Here is a 14,888-nt window from a genome sequence, read left to right on the forward strand (position 1 = left end):
CCGCATATCCTCGACGATTTGCCGCCAATCCACCAGCCTCACTCAATAACATGACCTCCATCCCCGGCGCACTTCGCACCGGACTTTCGGAGAATCACCATGAGCCGCATCCACGCTATCAGCCTCGAAACCGCCACCGACGCCAGCCGCCCTGTGCTGGAAGGCGTGAAAAAGAAAATCGGTTTCCTGCCCAATGTCTTCACCACCCTGGCCAAAGCGCCGGTGGCCCTGGAAACCTACGTGCAAGCCTCGGCGATCCTCGGCAAGACTTCGCTGAGCGCCCAGGAAAAAGAAGCCGTGTACCTCGCCACCTCACAGGTCAACGGTTGCGACTACTGCCTGGCCGCACACACCTTGTTTGCCGGCAAGGCCGGGCTCTCGGCACAAGACATCGTCGCCGCCCGCCAAGGCGAACTCAACGCCTACGCCACCCTCGCCCGCCAGTTGACCGAAAGTCGTGGCCACTTGAGTGACGAACAGATCGCCACCGCCCGGGCTGCCGGCATCGACGACGTGAAAATCATCGAAGTAATCGCACTGGTGGCCGTGCAGAGCCTGACCAACTACCTGAACAACGCGGCGCTGACCGATATTGACTTCCCGGCCATCTGAATTCTGGCCACACAACAACACCAGTGGGAGCGAGTCTGCAAGCTAGCGGCGTGTCATTCAAAGCATCTTTGACCGACACACCGCTATCGCGAGCAGGCTCACTCCTACAATTGGATCGCCTGCAATCCGCCAGAAACAGGTCGGCTGTCAGGCCGCCTTCGTCAGATCGCTGCCCGGAGCAAGCTCACTCCCACAGAAAAGCAAAAAATAACGCCCACTTCACACCGCATCGCTTCTAACCACTCAACAGGATGAGCGTTAGCTCGGCTGCCGCTCTTGATCTTGATCCACGGGCGACGTCGGAAGGCTGAGTGGAGGGATTCATCCGGGGGTGGGAGCGCAGCGACCGTTTGGCGAAGCCAAACACAGCGAGAGGAGGTGCAGCGAAGCAAACCGTAGGCGCTGCGCCCGGAGGGATCCCGGAGCGAAGGAACCTCGAGCCCCAGCGAGCGGGCCGCACGTAGGAGCAAGCGTTTTTTTGCTTACTTTTTTTAGGCGTTTGTAAAAAAAGTGAGTCGCCGTAAGGGCGAAACCCTAAGCCGCCGTGACCGCAGCAACGGATATGTACCCAGTCAGCCAGATAATCAGTGATGCTCCTCACCCGCCCGCTTAAGCAACTTCTTGCACCGCTCAGACAAATGAAACACCTGCAAATGCTTCCCCGCCTTGGCATAACGCTCGCGCAAAGTCTTCAACGCCGCAATCGCCGAATAATCGACGAAACTCAAATGCCGACAATCCAAAGTCACGCGGACCGGATCATTAGCCGGGTCGAACTGATTGAGAAACGGCGCAGTCGAGGCAAAAAACAACGTGCCATGCAGACGATAAAGCTTACTGCCGTCAGCCTCCAGATGCTCATCGGCATACAACTCACGCGCCTGCTGCCAGGCAAAGTTGAGCGCCGCGATAATAATGCCGCACAGCACCGCAGTGGCCAGATCGGTGAACACCGTGATGGTAGTCACAGCAATGATCACCAGCACATCGTTAAGCGGCACTTTGTTCACCACCCGCAACGACGCCCAGGCAAAAGTCTGCTGCGACACCACAAACATCACACCCACCAGCGCCGCCAGCGGAATACGCTCAATCAGCGGCGACAGAAACAGGATAAACAACAGAATCAGCACGCCAGCGACCACGCCAGACAAACGCCCGCGCCCGCCGGAACTGAGGTTGATCACGGTCTGGCCGATCATCGCGCACCCGCCCATACCGCCGAACGCACCCGAGACCATATTGGCCGCACCGAGCGCCACACACTCGCGATCCGGATAGCCACGGGTTTCAGTGATTTCATCGGTGAGGTTCAACGTCAACAGAGTTTCCAGCAGACCGACCAGCGCCATCAGAATCGCGTAAGGCGCAATAATGCGCAGGGTTTCAAGATTCCACGGGATGTCCGGCAAAGCGAAAGTCGGCAAGCCACCGGCAATGTGCGCCATGTCGCCAAGGGTGCGGGTCGGCAGGCCGAACAGGTAGACCAACAGACCGACGCCGAGGATCGCCACTAGCGCCGGCGGCACCGCGCGGGTCAGGCGCGGCAGGATGTAGACGATGGCCATGGTCAGCGCCACCAGCCCGGCCATCAGGTACAGCGGCGTACCGCTGAGCCATTCCTCACCGTTCTTGAAATGTTCCAGTTGTGCCAGCGCAATGATGATCGCCAGGCCGTTGACGAAGCCGAGCATCACCGGATGCGGCACCATGCGCACCAGTTTGCCCAGGCGCAGCAGCCCGAACGCCATCATGATCAAACCACCGAGCAACACCGTCGCCAGCAAATACTGCACGCCGTGTTGCACCACCAGCGCGACGATGACCACGGCCATCGAACCCGCCGCGCCGGAGACCATGCCCGGCCGCCCGCCGAACAACGCCGTCAGCGTACAAATGATGAACGCGCCGTAAAGGCCCATCAGCGGATTGAGGTGCGCCACCAGCGCGAACGCAATGCATTCGGGCAACAGGGCGAACGAGGTGGTGAGTCCGGCCAGGACATCGGCGCGCAGACGAATCGGTTTCATGGCTTACCTGATTGAGCGGCCGTCGAGCGCGGCTGCAGGTGTTCGGGAAAAAGAGGGTTGCGGATGTTACGGAATTGTCGCGGATCGGGCCAGTGAACGCTGACAGTTGTCGGCTCGGGCTTTATGCTGGCGCGCTCCTGTATCCGTAGAGTTGAACATGTCTGCAGTTCTGAGCGCCCGCCAGGTGTGCCAGCGTTTGCGTGAAGCTGCGCTGGGTGTGCTCGCTTTCAACATCTTAGAGGTGCCCGACGCACCGGGTCTGATCGCGGTCGATATCGAGGGCTGGCGGCTGCTGCTGGATGTTGAAGGTGGCCGCTTGCACCACTGTGAATTTGCCCGCAGCGGTGATGGGCAAGAAGGCGCGCTGGACAGTTGGCAGCGTTATGGCACCGATCCGGTGAGTTTACTCAGTACCTGGGAATTGGCGCAGATCGAGCAAATGCTGATGGCGACCGTTCAGCCCTGCCGCAAGTCGAGCATGTAGGTGTAATAACCGCTGTCGCGGACGTAGCCGAGGGATTCGTACAAGCCTTGCGCCGTGAAATTGTCGGTGGCGGTTTCCAGCACCAGGCCCTTGGCGCCGGTGGCCAAGGCAAAATCCCGCGCAGTGTTCATCAGCAGCCGGCCAACCCCGCGTCCACGGGCGGCAGGCGCGGTGAACAGGTCGCTGAGCAGCCAGGTGCGGTGAGCATCGATGGACGAGAAGGTCGGGTACAACTGCACGAAACCCAGCGCTTCAGCCCTTTCATCCTCAACCAGAAAAATCACTGATTCGTTGCCGGCCATGCGCTCGGCGATGAAGGCTCGCGATTGTTCAAGGTTCGAAGGTTGCTGGTAGAAACCTCGGTAAGCGTCGAACAACCGCGCCACCGCATCGAGGTGTGTCGCGTTGGCGCGCAGTGCCTGAAGGGTCATGTCCCTGCTCCGTTCCCGATAAATGATTGATACAGCATAGCGCTGTGCGTCGAGTCTACTGGCCTTATCGCTATATAGTTTTGTATATTGCGAAACCAAAATCGCCAGAACCTTTCCATGTCGTCCAGCCAACCTGTGTGTCCATGAGCGCCATCCGCGTACGCAACGAGCAGTTGATCCTCGCCGCCGCCAGCGAAGAATTCGCCGCCAATGGCTTCGACGCCACCCAGACCCGCGACATCGCGGCGCGCGCCGGGGTGCCCAAGGCCAATCTGTATTACTACTTCCAGACCAAGGAAAACCTCTACAGCAAAGTGCTTTTGGGGTTTGTCGAACCGTTGCTGGAAGCCTCGGCGGTGCTGCGTGAAAGTGATGATCCGCTGACGGGACTGCGCGCCTATGTCGCCGCGCGGATCCGGATTGCCCGCGAGCATCCGGCGATTGCCAAGGTGTTCAGTGGCGAGTTGCTGTTGGGCGGTCGCCAGTTGCCGGATGAGTGCCGCGACCTGTTGCAGGCCGAAGCACGACGTAACGTTGAATGTCTGCGCAGCTGGATCGAGCGCGGTTTGCTCGCGCCGGTGGATCCTGAGCATTTGATGCTGTTCATCTGGTCGGCAACACGGACGTACACCAACATTGGCTGGCAGATGGGCCGGATCATGGGGCGCGAAGTGCCGCAGGATGAGGATTATCAAACGGCGGCGCAGACGATCACGCGCATGGTGCTGGAGGGCGTGGTGATGGCGCCGCGGGTGGGCGAGATTCGTGGGGTTTTGTTTGCGACTTGAGGCGTTTGGAATCAGGGCATGAAATCCAATGGGATCGAGCGATTTCCATTTGTGCGTTGGTACCAGGCTTGCAGAACATCGGGCAGATGCCCTTTCCATTTCACCGCGTTGGTGTAATAGCGCGCCCGCTGATGACCTTGCTCATCGTAGGTCAGCAGGATGATCCAGAAACGCTGGTCGGTTGTGCTCATGATGATGCCGGTGCCCCCCAGGCCACGCATCCACATTTCCACCACCTGACTGCCCGGCACGTCGGCTGAGGGATCACCGACTTGCAGGGTGCCCGAGAGCTCAACGAGCCTTTCATAATCGTCCTTGAGCAATCCATGCAGGACCTGGTTTTCCTCAGGCGTTCGCGCCAAGCCAAGGCTGAGCATGTCGTAATCAAGCGTCACTGGTTGTTCCGAGGCGACATAAGTGCCGGCGTAATACACGCCCATACCGCCACCGCAATCGGCATCTGTGCCGACTTGCGAGATATTCAGAACGCCATTTAGGGGGGTGAAAGTCAACGCGCACTCCCCTTCGGCGTAATGCGCTTCTTTGCCTTCAAATACGGCGACACCCTCGAGATTTCCCGAGTTGGCGCCCTCGCCCGCTGCAATATCAAAAGTGAGGTGCGCCGCATCGCGACGATGGGTTGTCACCGTTGCCGCCGTTGACGTATTCGGCGGAATGAGCTGCCAGGTCGCGTCCCAACTGAAGGGCTGAGTGGCGTGTTCCAGCTCGGCCTGACGCATCAAATACTGGTGGCGCAAACAGGCCGTGAGGGCGCCACAGGCATTACGACTTTTCAGCCATTGCCGTTGATCGGTCTTGAGAGACTTGGGATCGGGAACGTTGGCGAGGGTTGAGCGCCAACGTTCTGCAAGCTGCTCATCAAGCTGCGAAAGATACGGATCACCGCAAATGGCTTTTTCAGTTTTGCTGTTCGCGATAGCGCAATCGAAACTGCTGGCTTGGGCGACAGAGGCAAACGCAAGGGACGTCAGCGCCAAAGCATGACGCAGAGAGAGAGCGAACATCGAGAGATTCCATTCTTCGGACGGCGCGCAGTATGCCGGAAATCCCGGTGTCATGAAGCCCACAGGGTTTTGTATGCATTATCAGAACGTGATGTCGGCCGCAGGTTTGACGTCAATGCGGCCAGTAGCGCCGGTCAGGTGCGCCAGGTCCTTGTTGTGTTCGGCAATGATATCTTCGGCGCTCATGTTGCCGTTGTCGATCGTCGAATGTGCGTCTGCGACGAGCACCACGTCATAACCCGATTGATGGGCCTGGCGCACGGTGGCGTTGACGCAGTAGTCGGTTTGCAGACCGCAGATGACCAGGCGTTCGAAGTCTTCACTTGGCAATAATTTACGCAGGTCAGTCTGGTAAAACGAATCCGGGGTGGTCTTGCGTACACGCCGATCGTTCGGCGATGTATCAAGCCCTTCGGCCAGTTGCCAGCCTTCGGCACCATGGGCCAACGGACTGTCCTTTTCTTCATGCTGGATCAGCACCACCGGCACGCCGGCCTTGCGTGCGCGTGCACTGAGACCGTTGATGGTGTCGATCACGCGCTGAATGTCGTAGCACTGATATTCGCCCGAGCAGAGGGCGCGCTGGACGTCAATGATCAGCAATGCGGTGGTCATGATGAGCCTTCCTTGATCAGTCCTTGAGACAGGGGCGAACCTGAGCCCGCCCCCTTTTTACGCCCCTCAGTAACCCAGTGACAACCCGGTATTGCGGCGTGGATCGTTGGCGCCGTAGAAGCGATTCTTGCCGACCGGTTTACCGCCCAGCGATGGCGCACCGACCAGAATCGCGGCGATGTGATTGGCGTCCTGCGGCCCGGCGAACTTATGACCCCAGCTCTCGAGGATCTTCTTCGTGTCGGGGCTGGCGGCGAAGTCTTCGAGGTTGGTTTCCTCCGGCATCCACTGCTGGTGGAAGCGTGGCGCATCGACCGCTTCCTGCAGGCCCATGCCGTAGTCGATGACGTTGAGCATGGTCAGCAACGTCGCGGTGATAATGCGGCTGCCGCCCGGTGTGCCGACCACCATCACCACTTTGCCGTCCTTGGTGACGATAGTCGGGCTCATCGACGACAGCGGCGCCTTGCCTGGAGCGATGGCGTTGGCTTCACCCTGCACCAGACCGTACATGTTCGGCACGCCGACCTTGGAGGTGAAGTCGTCCATTTCATCGTTGAGAATCACCCCGGTCTTGCTCGCCATCACGCCCGCGCCGAACCAGTCGTTGAGGGTGTAGGTGACCGACACCGCATTGCCCCACTTGTCGACGATCGAATAGTGGGTGGTGTTGCTGCCTTCATGGGGCGCTACGCCGGGCTTGAGTTCAGCCGACACGCCGGCCTTTTGCGGCTGGATGGCGTCGCGCAGTTTGGTCGCGTAGTTCTTGTCCAGCAGGTGCTCGATCGGGTTTTTGACGAAATCCGGATCGCCGAGGTAGCTGTTGCGATCGACATACGCGTGGCGCATGGCTTCGATCTGGTAGTGCATGCCTTGGGCCGAATGGAAGCCCAGATCCTTCATCGGATAGCCTTCGAGGATGTTCATGATCTGGCAGATCACCACCCCGCCGGAGCTTGGCGGTGGTGCCGAGACCACGTGGTAACCACGGTAATCGCACTCCACCGGCGCCAGTTCGCGGGTCTTGTATTTGTCGAGGTCGGCCTGGGTGATGATGCCTTTGTTGGCCTGACTGGAGGTCACGATGGCATCGGCGACCCAGCCTTTATAGAAGCCGTCGGCGCCTTTCTCGGAAATGGTCCGCAGGGTTTTGCCGAGATCCTTCTGCACCAGTTTCTGCCCGACCTGCATCGGCTCACCGTTGTGCAGGAAAATCGAGCCGGAATCGCGCATGTCCTTCTTGAACACATCGGTGGCGTATTCCAGCAGCTCGACGTCACCCTGCTCCAGCGCAAAACCGTCTTCCGCCAGTTTGATCGCCGGGGCAATCATCTCCTTGCGCGGCTTGGTCCCGTATTTGCTCAGCGCCAACTCCATGCCGGACACAGTGCCCGGCACGCCTACCGCCAAATGCCCACGGGTACTCAGGTCGGGAATGACGTTGCCTTCCTTGTCGAGGTACATGTTGGCGGTGGCCGCCAGTGGCGCTTTTTCACGAAAATCGAGGAAGGTCTTGCGCCCGTCCGCCAGTTGAATGGTCATGAAGCCGCCACCGCCGAGGTTGCCGGCTGCGGGATAGACCACCGCCAGTGCGTAACCCACGGCGACCGCCGCATCGACGGCGTTGCCGCCACTTTTCAATACGTCGACACCCACATGGGTGGCCAGGTGTTGCGCGGTGACCACCATGCCGTTTTCGGCGGCAACCGGTGCGACTGACGCCGCGTGAGCCATGAGACAGCTAAGTGCCAGTGAGGTCGCTATCAGCGATTTGGCCAAAGGTTCGTACTTCATGAGTCGATCTCTTTTTTTGTTTTCAGGGTCTGTGCAAAACAGAGGGGGGAACGCTTCAGGAGCAACAAGCAGTATGGTCGGCTTTGCGTATTGCGCCTCCCCGATCAGGCAGTATGCTGGGCGCTGTTGCCGCCCTGATCCGGAGTCTGCCGTCATGCCTTACACGTTCATCACCCTGCCCTCGCCTGTCGGCGAGCTGAAGCTGGTCGCGAACGGTTCACGACTGGCAGCCATCCTCTGGGAAAACGACAAACCGAACCGCGTGCGCCTCGGGCCGATGAGCGAAGCGCCCGACAATCCGGTCCTGATTCGAACGGCTCGACAACTTGAAGAATATTTTTCCGGGACGCGTGACTGTTTTGATCTGGAACTGGATTTCGCTGGCACCGACTTTCAGAAAAAGGTCTGGACGGCGCTGCTGACCATTCCATTCGGCGAGACGCGCACCTACAGCCAGATTGCCGAACAGATAGGCAATCCCAGCGCCGTGCGGGCAGTGGGCGCTGCCAACGGACGCAACCCGATTTCCATTGTGGCGCCGTGTCATCGGGTGATCGGCGCCTCGGGGAAACTCACCGGGTTTGCCGGGGGGCTTGAAGCGAAAGAGCGCTTGCTGACCCTGGAGGGTGGCGACTGGTCGACGGTTGGCAAAACCAGGGATTTGTTTTAGTCAGTTAAAACAGATCAAGAGATCGCAGCCTTCGGCAGCTCTTACCCTAAAATGCGTTTTCCTGTAGGAGCTGCCGAAGGCTGCGATCTTTTGATTTATCAGGTAAACACGTTATTCATCGCCGCATACTGCAACAGCATGATGGTCTTGGCATCGCAGATCTCACCGCGCTGAAACGCCGCCAACGCGTCGTCGAATCGCCACTCCAGCACTTCGAGTTCTTCGGTCTCCTCTTCCAGACCGCCACCGTCGCTGACCTTCGATGCGGCGTCGTATTCGGCAATGAAAAAATGCAGCTTCTCGGTCACCGAGCCGGGGCTCATGTAAGCCTCGAATACCTTCTTCACATCGTGCACGCGATAACCGGTTTCCTCCTCGGCTTCATCGCGAATCCGTTGCTCTGGTGCAGCACCTTCGAGCAGCCCGGCCGCCACTTCGATCAGCAAACCATCATGGCCATTGACGAACACCGGCAAGCGGAACTGCCGGGTCAGCACCACCGTGCGCTGTTCGCGGTTGAACAGCAGAATCGCTGCGCCGTTACCGCGGTCGTAGACCTCACGGGTCTGACGCTGCCACTCGCCGTTGTTGCGGTGATAGTCGAAGGTGATTTTCTTCAGTAGATACCAGTCATGGGACAACACCTGAGTGTCGACAATATTGACCCGCTCGGCTGTGTTGGACATGACGCTTGATCCTTTTCATTGAAGGCCCCTGGGTAGGTAAAAGCCCTTTTTTGTGAACGAAAAAACGAAACCCTATACCGCCCTACAAACCATGTCGAAACATCCTACAGATATCGCCTACTCGCCCGACTTCTTTCCTGATTGATCCCCCGCAAAGTCCGCGCACCTTTTTCTTCACGTGCGCGAGTGCCTGCCCATGTTTCAACCCGATCGGCTTCTGGCTCTGAACAACAGCATCGGCCTGCTCGTTGTTGCTGCTTTGAATCCCGACGAGCCGGACTTCGAACACCTGATCCGCGAGTTCCGCCTGTGCCTGAACAACTACGACGCCTGGGCCGAGCAGTTCTGGACGGGGACTGCACTGGATGTACGATGTCAGCTATCCCATAGACGTAGCAGAACATCAGGGCACCTTCTATATTCTAGATGGACATCACCGTGCAGCAGCTGCAAGACAAACAGCAACGCCAATAACTATAAATTTGATCACGAACATCAGAGAGCACAAAGGACAACTTAATACGATCGAAGAAGTCATTGAATCAGCTAACAATGTCGGACACGACCGATTGGAGCATCACAGACGAAGATGAAAACAGCCGATAAAAATCTTGAGGACCTAATAACCGACTTTCTTTCAAAAGTTGAGAGTGGAACAGAGTTACTACAAAAAAAATTTGGCACTCGGAATATTTTAAGACTCTGGCGGAGCAAGCAAATCGAACGCTGCGGTGAAATAACTGATGAAATTCAATATGAACTGCACGGCGTAGGGTGTGCCATTCATTTCCCATCAGAATCAGTGGACTTCGATTACGGTTCGAACAGCAGAATCGACGGCTTTGACGTATGGCGCCTTTACATTTACGCTTCGGACAGGCCGCTTATATATGAAAAATACTGCGACAAGAAAACACTCGAAAAAGAATTCAAAGAGCTTATCTCTTTAAACAGAATCGAAAAAATGTCGATCAATGACAATCTTTATGTCCTGGTTAAAACCGAATAAAAACATACCCACACGCATTCCAAACCGACAAAGAAGCCCGGCAGCGCTACCGGGCTTCTTTATTTGCAACTAACGAGCGTTGAGCGACAGCCTGTCATCGGATAACGACTCGGCGGAACCCACCCCGTGAATCAACGGCCCATAACGCCGACTGAACTCCCAGTTGTACGGCAAGCCATCCTTGCTGCTGCCGTTGTCCCAATTCACCGACCAGGTCATCAAGCCTTTGATCGGCAGCCCTTTGATCGCCAGACGCTTGAGGACATTCCCGACCACGGTTTTGTCGATCACATAACCGGTGGCAGCCGCATCGTTATTGGCCGGCAGGCCGATGACAAACTTGTCCGCCGGGATCCGCGTGAAGCCGCGAGTGCCGGTCACCAGACTTTCGGTCAGGTAATAAAGGAAATCCTCCTTCAGCGCATCGTTGTTCTGCGCAATCCACGCACCCGCGCCGTTGTTGGCTTCCGGTACCCAGACCCCATCGCCGCCCTGGTTGTAGAACTGCGGAGCAACGAAGTCGTAGTAGCCTTCCAGCGCCTGCAAGTAGCTCACGTATTTACCAGTGCTGGTCAGGTACGGAAACTCCGGGGCCATGCTGATGATGAAGTGCTTGCCCTGGCCTGCGTAGTGATCCTTGACCAGTTTCAGCGCGGCCGGCAGGACGGTCTTGTTGGCAGCGAAGTCAATCGCGCTCTGTTCAAGATCGATGTCCAGGCCGTCGAAGCCGTAGGTTTCCACCAGACGGATGATTTCATTGGCCAGCGGTTGTTCCTGACCGCTGCGCAACTCGATGTGCGCATCAGCGCCACCGAGGGAAATCAACACGGCCCGCCCTTGGCTGTTGAGCACGCCGACCTGACGGCGGAACTCGGCATCGGAAACGTTGAAAGGCTTGAAGGTCGGAATGCCGCTGCCCTTCATGAAGGCCACCGCAACGACGTTGTACTCCTTGGGCACTTGCTCCAGCGAGAGGCTGGCAAAGCGGCCCTGGCGGTAACCATCGCTCGGGCCTGCGGGCCAGTTGTGCCAGAAGCCCATGAGGATCTTTTTGCCGGCAATGCTCGGCATCAGCGAAGCGGCATCGCTCGCGGTGTTTTGCACTAAAGAGAAATCGATTTTTGACATGTTCTAATCCTTCAGAACGTGTGGGTTGACGACGTAATGCCGTTATTTGAAGTCGACGTCGAACGCCTGATAGAAAGCGTTACCGGTGTTGGCGACGATCCACATCAGCACGATCACGTGATGGCCTTTTTTGTTGGCTGGCAGTTTCACCGCGTGATTGACCTTGGCCTTCAGCTCATTCGGGTAGCTGTAATAAGGCACCTGAGTGTAGAAGTCCTCGAAGAACGGTTGCGCTTCCAGTTGCGCGCGGCTGATGCGTTGTTTCGGGTCCCAGCCGTCCTTGGTGATCAGCCAGCGGTAACCACGCGTGGTGTGCGGCGCGGTGTATTCCCATTTGATTTCGAGGGTCTGCCCCGGGGTGACATTGAGCAGCGGCCAGGTGAACGGACGAGCGAGTTTTTTGCTCATTTCGTCATTGGTGAAGTTCACGCAATCGCGGGCATCGCTCTTGCCACCACTAAGAATGTAGCCGTCGGCCGGTGGCGTGACGCTGTCCGAATCACTCTGGTAAGGCGCCGGAAATGGCCCCGCCGCCAGCGCCGGGAAATTCTTCCCGCCTTCCATTTCGTTGACCTGCCAGGCACCGAGCAATCCTTGCTCGATCGCTACCGCACCGCGGCTTGCAGGGGAAATGACACGACCGTGTCGCAGTTGGATTTGTGGTTGATTCATGTTTTTCACTCCGTTGATTTAAGAACTCTCCTTTCCGAGGAGAGGCCTTCAAGCTAACGGAGGTGAATTTTTTGTCTATTGGCGGTTTTGTCGCAGTCGGCGGGTTTATGACGTAAAAACACCGCAAATACTGGATGCATATACAGTCTTTTACGATAACGCCCACCCCAGGTGACGCCAAAAGATTACACGCCAATGCTGCAAACACTGCCATTCGGTACTCACGACAACTGTGCCTGGAACTCCTTTTCGTATTGTCCGGCGAGTTGTACTTTCTGTTTTTCGTTGAGCAATTTGCCGGCCATCTGGAAGAACTTCTGCTCTTCTTCCTTCAAATGATGATGAACCTTGTCCGACAGCTTCTTCGCGGTTGCCAACCACGCAGGACTGGACATCTCGGTCTCGTCGAGTTCTTCCATCATCTCGTCCATTTCATGGTGTTCGGCGATGGCATGGCGGCTCAGATCGACACCCTCGTCAAGCTCCATCAATGGAATGTAGAAATGGCGTTCTTCGGCGGTTTCGTGGGCTTGGAGTTCGGCTTTGAGTTGTTTGTACGCCTCGACCCGCTCCGGCGTATCGCCGCTGGTTTCGATCAGGGTTTTGGCGTAGCTACGCTGGCGATCGTGGCTTTCGCGAAGGGCTTCGAAAATATTCATGGAGATTCCTCATCAACCGCGTGCTGGAATGACGCTGTAAAGGCTAGACCGCAGCGCGTAAGCGGCGGTTCCACCGGGTTGAAGAAGCGCTTGGACGATGCCCGCGGGGCAGGATAGGCTTGCAGGTTCACATCACAAGGAAGTTGCGCATGACGTTGCGAATCGAGTTGTCGAAGAATCCTACGGAAGAACAACGCAAGGCCATTCTCGAGCCACTGATTGCCTATAACGATGCCAAGACCGGAGGCTCCACGTCGGAACCTTTCGCGCTGACCGTGCGGGATGAGCACGACGCGATTCTCGGCGGTTTGTATGGTCGGGTGATCTTCAAGTGGATGTACATCGAGCTGCTTTTAGTGCCGGAACAGGGGCGCGGCCAGGGCCTGGGATCAAGACTGATGGCCATGGCCGAAGAACTCGCCAACGAGAAGCACTGCTTGGGCATCTGGCTGGACACCTTCGATTTTCAGGCGCCGGAGTTCTACAAGAAGCTGGGATTCAGCCAGTTTGGCGAGATTATCGATTATCCGCCGGGACATAGCCGGCATTACTTGCAAAAACGGTTGAGGGGTTGAATTCACTGGCCCCACCGCCAGCAGGCTGGCTCCTACACTTGGAATGCATTTCAAATGTGGCAGCCAGCCTGCTGGCGAAAGCGGTTTGCGCTTCACTGCATCAATTTGACCATTACAGGCAGGTCGCCAACGCCGCCAACCGGCGCTTGGCGACAAAATCATCCTTCTGCGCGTAATAGTTCAGCGTCGTCCCCGAAGCTTCGGTAATCACGTCGACAAACGACTCCGCCGAACGGGTGTATACCGTCGTACCGCCCGACTTGCGCGGTTCCAGATACGCCGCCGCATCGACGCCGAACACCGCTTCGTCCTGCCAGCCGAATTGCACACACCGCGCCACATCTTTTTCGGCTTTGTTCGACGTCAACACCTTGTATGGGGTTTTCGTGCGAGCATCGTCCATCACCGAGCCTGCGCAACCGGCCAGCAGTGTCGCGGCTAACGCTACCATCAGAATTCGCATCGCATTCGCTCATTCAAAAAAAGCGGACTGTATCATCGCAGCAGCAGGAATCGTTCTGCTTTACTGCATTTATACCGCGACATCCGCCAATCGCTGCGGCAACCTAAGGTCATCAGCCTCACAAGGAAAACCCATGGCGCCCACCGACCAGCGACATGAACATGCCCTGAAAGTGTTTCTCGACGCGCGTCCCGAACTGCGCGAATCCCTCGACCACCTCAACCCGCTACTGGCTCAGGCCAAAGGCGAAACTCAAGCGCAGTATCGTGAAGAACGCCTGCATGAAGCGTTTGAGGCTGAAGCGGAAAGTCTCGGGCTGTTTGCCTGGGAGCTGACCTTGCAACTGACCGCTGACTCGCCTGAGGAATACCAGGCGCATCGTCTGGAAGTACATCGTGAAGTCGCGGAAATGGCCGGGATGGATTGGCTGGAATATTGCGATCTGTATGGCATAGAACCGTAACCGCCGCGAAAGGACACCGCCACTCATGCTGCCATCCGCCTCGACTCACCGCGCCAGCCCCGGCCACCTGCACACACAGAAGTGGCGCGGGCGGATTGGTCTGGCGCTGGTTGCCAGCCTCTCGGTGCTGGCCGGGATGACCGACGCCATCGGCTTTATGGCCAGCGGCGACTTCGTCTCGTTCATGAGCGGTAACACCACCCGACTCGCCGTGGCGATCAGCGATGGCGACGTCGGGTTGACCGTGCGCTTGTTGATCCTCGTCGCAACGTTTATCGTCGGGAATGCCCTGGGCGTTGTCGTTGCACGTTACGGTGGACGCCGGGCGCTGCCGTTGCTGCTGTGTATTGCCACCCTGTTGTGCGCGGCGGCGGCTTGGCCATTCGACACACAATTGCCGGCGCTGCTGGCGGCGATCATTGCGATGGGCATGCTCAACGCGTCGGTCGAAGAAGTGAATGGTTTACCGGTCGGACTGACTTACGTGACTGGCGCATTGTCGCGGTTCGGCCGTGGCTTGGGGCGCTGGATGCTTGGCGAACGGCGCAGCGGCTGGCGGGTGCAACTGGTGCCTTGGAGCGGAATGTTTATCGGCGCGATTCTGGGGGCGGTGCTGGAACATCACTTGGGACTACAGGCGATGTTTGTCAGCGGTTTGCTGGCTGCAATCATCGGGCTGTTTTCCCTGAAAATCCCGCGCCGCTGGCAACTGGGCTACATGCCCCGCTAACGGATTCCTCAACCAACGCTCATGTAGGAGCTGTCGAGTGAAACGAGGCTGCGA

Annotated in this window: 18 protein-coding genes and 1 pseudogene; 9 read left to right on the top strand and 10 right to left on the bottom strand. The window is 57.6% G+C overall.

The window, feature by feature from the left end:
* The first annotated feature begins 99 nt into the window (after positions 1–99).
* Entirely contained in the window at positions 100–612 is a 513-nt protein-coding gene (locus RMV17_RS18220; protein WP_034156187.1) for a carboxymuconolactone decarboxylase family protein, read from the top strand.
* Positions 613–1,196: 584 nt separating this feature from the next.
* Here the strand turns inward: RMV17_RS18220 and RMV17_RS18225 are convergent.
* On the bottom strand, positions 1,197–2,642 hold the full coding sequence (locus tag RMV17_RS18225) for a SulP family inorganic anion transporter (RefSeq protein WP_311881590.1): 1,446 nt from the start codon (positions 2,640–2,642) through the stop codon (positions 1,197–1,199).
* Positions 2,643–2,799: 157 nt separating this feature from the next.
* On the opposite strand from RMV17_RS18225, the gene RMV17_RS18230 reads away from it, so the two are divergent.
* Positions 2,800–3,126 (top strand): hypothetical protein, encoded by a 327-nt coding sequence (locus tag RMV17_RS18230; RefSeq protein ID WP_034156189.1) that lies wholly within the window; start codon positions 2,800–2,802, stop codon positions 3,124–3,126.
* Here the strand turns inward: RMV17_RS18230 and RMV17_RS18235 are convergent.
* Positions 3,099–3,557: a GNAT family N-acetyltransferase gene (locus tag RMV17_RS18235; protein WP_311881592.1), complete on the bottom strand. Its 459-nt coding sequence runs from the start codon at positions 3,555–3,557 to the stop codon at positions 3,099–3,101. The two genes, RMV17_RS18230 and RMV17_RS18235, sit on opposite strands and share 28 nt — an antisense overlap.
* Before the next feature lie 143 nt (positions 3,558–3,700).
* Between RMV17_RS18235 and RMV17_RS18240 the strand changes: the two genes are divergently transcribed.
* Positions 3,701–4,345 carry a TetR/AcrR family transcriptional regulator gene (locus RMV17_RS18240; RefSeq protein WP_034156191.1) on the top strand — a complete coding sequence of 215 codons (645 nt, stop codon included), beginning with the start codon at positions 3,701–3,703 and terminating at the stop codon, positions 4,343–4,345.
* Positions 4,346–4,356: 11 nt separating this feature from the next.
* On the opposite strand, the gene RMV17_RS18245 is transcribed toward RMV17_RS18240, so the two are convergent.
* The 3 genes from RMV17_RS18245 to ggt all read right to left on the bottom strand — a co-directional run bounded on the left by RMV17_RS18245 (position 4,357) and on the right by ggt (position 7,779).
* The gene (locus RMV17_RS18245) at positions 4,357–5,370 is read right to left on the bottom strand and encodes a lysozyme inhibitor LprI family protein (protein ID WP_311887066.1); all 1,014 of its coding nucleotides are present in this window, start codon (positions 5,368–5,370) and stop codon (positions 4,357–4,359) included.
* An 81-nt stretch (positions 5,371–5,451) separates the two neighbouring features.
* Complete coding sequence (locus tag RMV17_RS18250) at positions 5,452–5,985, bottom strand: cysteine hydrolase family protein (protein WP_108225673.1); 534 nt, start codon at positions 5,983–5,985, stop codon at positions 5,452–5,454.
* Positions 5,986–6,051: 66 nt separating this feature from the next.
* Positions 6,052–7,779, bottom strand: a complete 1,728-nt coding sequence (gene ggt, locus RMV17_RS18255; RefSeq protein WP_150750772.1) for a gamma-glutamyltransferase — start codon at positions 7,777–7,779, stop codon at positions 6,052–6,054.
* Positions 7,780–7,933: 154 nt separating this feature from the next.
* Here ggt and RMV17_RS18260 point away from each other — a divergent pair, with 154 nt between their 5' ends.
* On the top strand, positions 7,934–8,449 hold the full coding sequence (locus RMV17_RS18260; protein ID WP_311881596.1) for a methylated-DNA--[protein]-cysteine S-methyltransferase: 516 nt from the start codon (positions 7,934–7,936) through the stop codon (positions 8,447–8,449).
* A gap of 98 nt (positions 8,450–8,547) precedes the next feature.
* Here the strand turns inward: RMV17_RS18260 and RMV17_RS18265 are convergent, their stop codons facing one another.
* Positions 8,548–9,135, bottom strand: coding sequence for an NUDIX domain-containing protein (locus tag RMV17_RS18265; RefSeq protein ID WP_311881597.1), 588 nt, complete (start codon positions 9,133–9,135; stop codon positions 8,548–8,550).
* Between the two features lie 365 nt (positions 9,136–9,500).
* Between RMV17_RS18265 and RMV17_RS30145 the strand changes: the two genes are divergently transcribed.
* Positions 9,501–9,728, top strand: coding sequence for a ParB N-terminal domain-containing protein (locus tag RMV17_RS30145; protein ID WP_409373091.1), 228 nt, complete (start codon positions 9,501–9,503; stop codon positions 9,726–9,728).
* A complete protein-coding gene (locus RMV17_RS18270; protein ID WP_034155159.1) occupies positions 9,725–10,144 on the top strand; it encodes a DUF6896 domain-containing protein in 420 nt (139 codons plus the stop codon). Before RMV17_RS30145 ends, RMV17_RS18270 begins: the two co-directional genes overlap by 4 nt.
* A 126-nt stretch (positions 10,145–10,270) precedes the next feature.
* Here the strand turns inward: RMV17_RS18270 and RMV17_RS18275 are convergent.
* The 3 genes and pseudogenes from RMV17_RS18275 to RMV17_RS18285 all read right to left on the bottom strand — a co-directional run.
* A pseudogene (locus RMV17_RS18275) lies at positions 10,271–11,272 on the bottom strand (chitinase); the annotation flags it as partial.
* A 42-nt stretch (positions 11,273–11,314) separates the two neighbouring features.
* On the bottom strand, positions 11,315–11,944 hold the full coding sequence (locus tag RMV17_RS18280) for a lytic polysaccharide monooxygenase auxiliary activity family 9 protein (protein ID WP_034155157.1): 630 nt from the start codon (positions 11,942–11,944) through the stop codon (positions 11,315–11,317).
* A gap of 221 nt (positions 11,945–12,165) precedes the next feature.
* Entirely contained in the window at positions 12,166–12,603 is a 438-nt protein-coding gene (locus tag RMV17_RS18285) for a hemerythrin domain-containing protein (RefSeq protein ID WP_150650323.1), read from the bottom strand.
* A gap of 149 nt (positions 12,604–12,752) precedes the next feature.
* On the opposite strand from RMV17_RS18285, the gene RMV17_RS18290 reads away from it, so the two are divergent.
* Positions 12,753–13,178, top strand: coding sequence for a GNAT family N-acetyltransferase (locus RMV17_RS18290; protein ID WP_034155155.1), 426 nt, complete (start codon positions 12,753–12,755; stop codon positions 13,176–13,178).
* A 112-nt stretch (positions 13,179–13,290) separates the two neighbouring features.
* On the opposite strand, the gene RMV17_RS18295 is transcribed toward RMV17_RS18290, so the two are convergent.
* Positions 13,291–13,641: a hypothetical protein gene (locus RMV17_RS18295; RefSeq protein ID WP_034155154.1), complete on the bottom strand. Its 351-nt coding sequence runs from the start codon at positions 13,639–13,641 to the stop codon at positions 13,291–13,293.
* Positions 13,642–13,774: 133 nt separating this feature from the next.
* Here RMV17_RS18295 and RMV17_RS18300 point away from each other — a divergent pair, with 133 nt between their 5' ends.
* Together RMV17_RS18300 and RMV17_RS18305 are read left to right on the top strand one after the other, a co-directional pair.
* Positions 13,775–14,104, top strand: coding sequence for a DUF6388 family protein (locus tag RMV17_RS18300; protein WP_311881599.1), 330 nt, complete (start codon positions 13,775–13,777; stop codon positions 14,102–14,104).
* A 25-nt stretch (positions 14,105–14,129) separates the two neighbouring features.
* Entirely contained in the window at positions 14,130–14,834 is a 705-nt protein-coding gene (locus tag RMV17_RS18305; protein WP_034155152.1) for a YoaK family protein, read from the top strand.
* Positions 14,835–14,888 lie beyond the last annotated feature (54 nt).

This window comes from Pseudomonas sp. VD-NE ins (assembly GCF_031882575.1).
Lineage (GTDB): Bacteria > Pseudomonadota > Gammaproteobacteria > Pseudomonadales > Pseudomonadaceae > Aquipseudomonas > Aquipseudomonas fluorescens_BZ.

Coding starts and splice junctions, on each gene's coding strand:
- RMV17_RS18220 (WP_034156187.1), top strand. CDS start 100: ATGAGCCGCATCCACGCTATCAGCCTCGAAACCGCCACCGACGCCAGC.
- RMV17_RS18225 (WP_311881590.1), bottom strand. CDS start 2,642: ATGAAACCGATTCGTCTGCGCGCCGATGTCCTGGCCGGACTCACCACC.
- RMV17_RS18230 (WP_034156189.1), top strand. CDS start 2,800: ATGTCTGCAGTTCTGAGCGCCCGCCAGGTGTGCCAGCGTTTGCGTGAA.
- RMV17_RS18235 (WP_311881592.1), bottom strand. CDS start 3,557: ATGACCCTTCAGGCACTGCGCGCCAACGCGACACACCTCGATGCGGTG.
- RMV17_RS18240 (WP_034156191.1), top strand. CDS start 3,701: ATGAGCGCCATCCGCGTACGCAACGAGCAGTTGATCCTCGCCGCCGCC.
- RMV17_RS18245 (WP_311887066.1), bottom strand. CDS start 5,370: ATGTTCGCTCTCTCTCTGCGTCATGCTTTGGCGCTGACGTCCCTTGCG.
- RMV17_RS18250 (WP_108225673.1), bottom strand. CDS start 5,985: ATGACCACCGCATTGCTGATCATTGACGTCCAGCGCGCCCTCTGCTCG.
- ggt (WP_150750772.1), bottom strand. CDS start 7,779: ATGAAGTACGAACCTTTGGCCAAATCGCTGATAGCGACCTCACTGGCA.
- RMV17_RS18260 (WP_311881596.1), top strand. CDS start 7,934: ATGCCTTACACGTTCATCACCCTGCCCTCGCCTGTCGGCGAGCTGAAG.
- RMV17_RS18265 (WP_311881597.1), bottom strand. CDS start 9,135: ATGTCCAACACAGCCGAGCGGGTCAATATTGTCGACACTCAGGTGTTG.
- RMV17_RS30145 (WP_409373091.1), top strand. CDS start 9,501: ATGTACGATGTCAGCTATCCCATAGACGTAGCAGAACATCAGGGCACC.
- RMV17_RS18270 (WP_034155159.1), top strand. CDS start 9,725: ATGAAAACAGCCGATAAAAATCTTGAGGACCTAATAACCGACTTTCTT.
- RMV17_RS18280 (WP_034155157.1), bottom strand. CDS start 11,944: ATGAATCAACCACAAATCCAACTGCGACACGGTCGTGTCATTTCCCCT.
- RMV17_RS18285 (WP_150650323.1), bottom strand. CDS start 12,603: ATGAATATTTTCGAAGCCCTTCGCGAAAGCCACGATCGCCAGCGTAGC.
- RMV17_RS18290 (WP_034155155.1), top strand. CDS start 12,753: ATGACGTTGCGAATCGAGTTGTCGAAGAATCCTACGGAAGAACAACGC.
- RMV17_RS18295 (WP_034155154.1), bottom strand. CDS start 13,641: ATGCGAATTCTGATGGTAGCGTTAGCCGCGACACTGCTGGCCGGTTGC.
- RMV17_RS18300 (WP_311881599.1), top strand. CDS start 13,775: ATGGCGCCCACCGACCAGCGACATGAACATGCCCTGAAAGTGTTTCTC.
- RMV17_RS18305 (WP_034155152.1), top strand. CDS start 14,130: ATGCTGCCATCCGCCTCGACTCACCGCGCCAGCCCCGGCCACCTGCAC.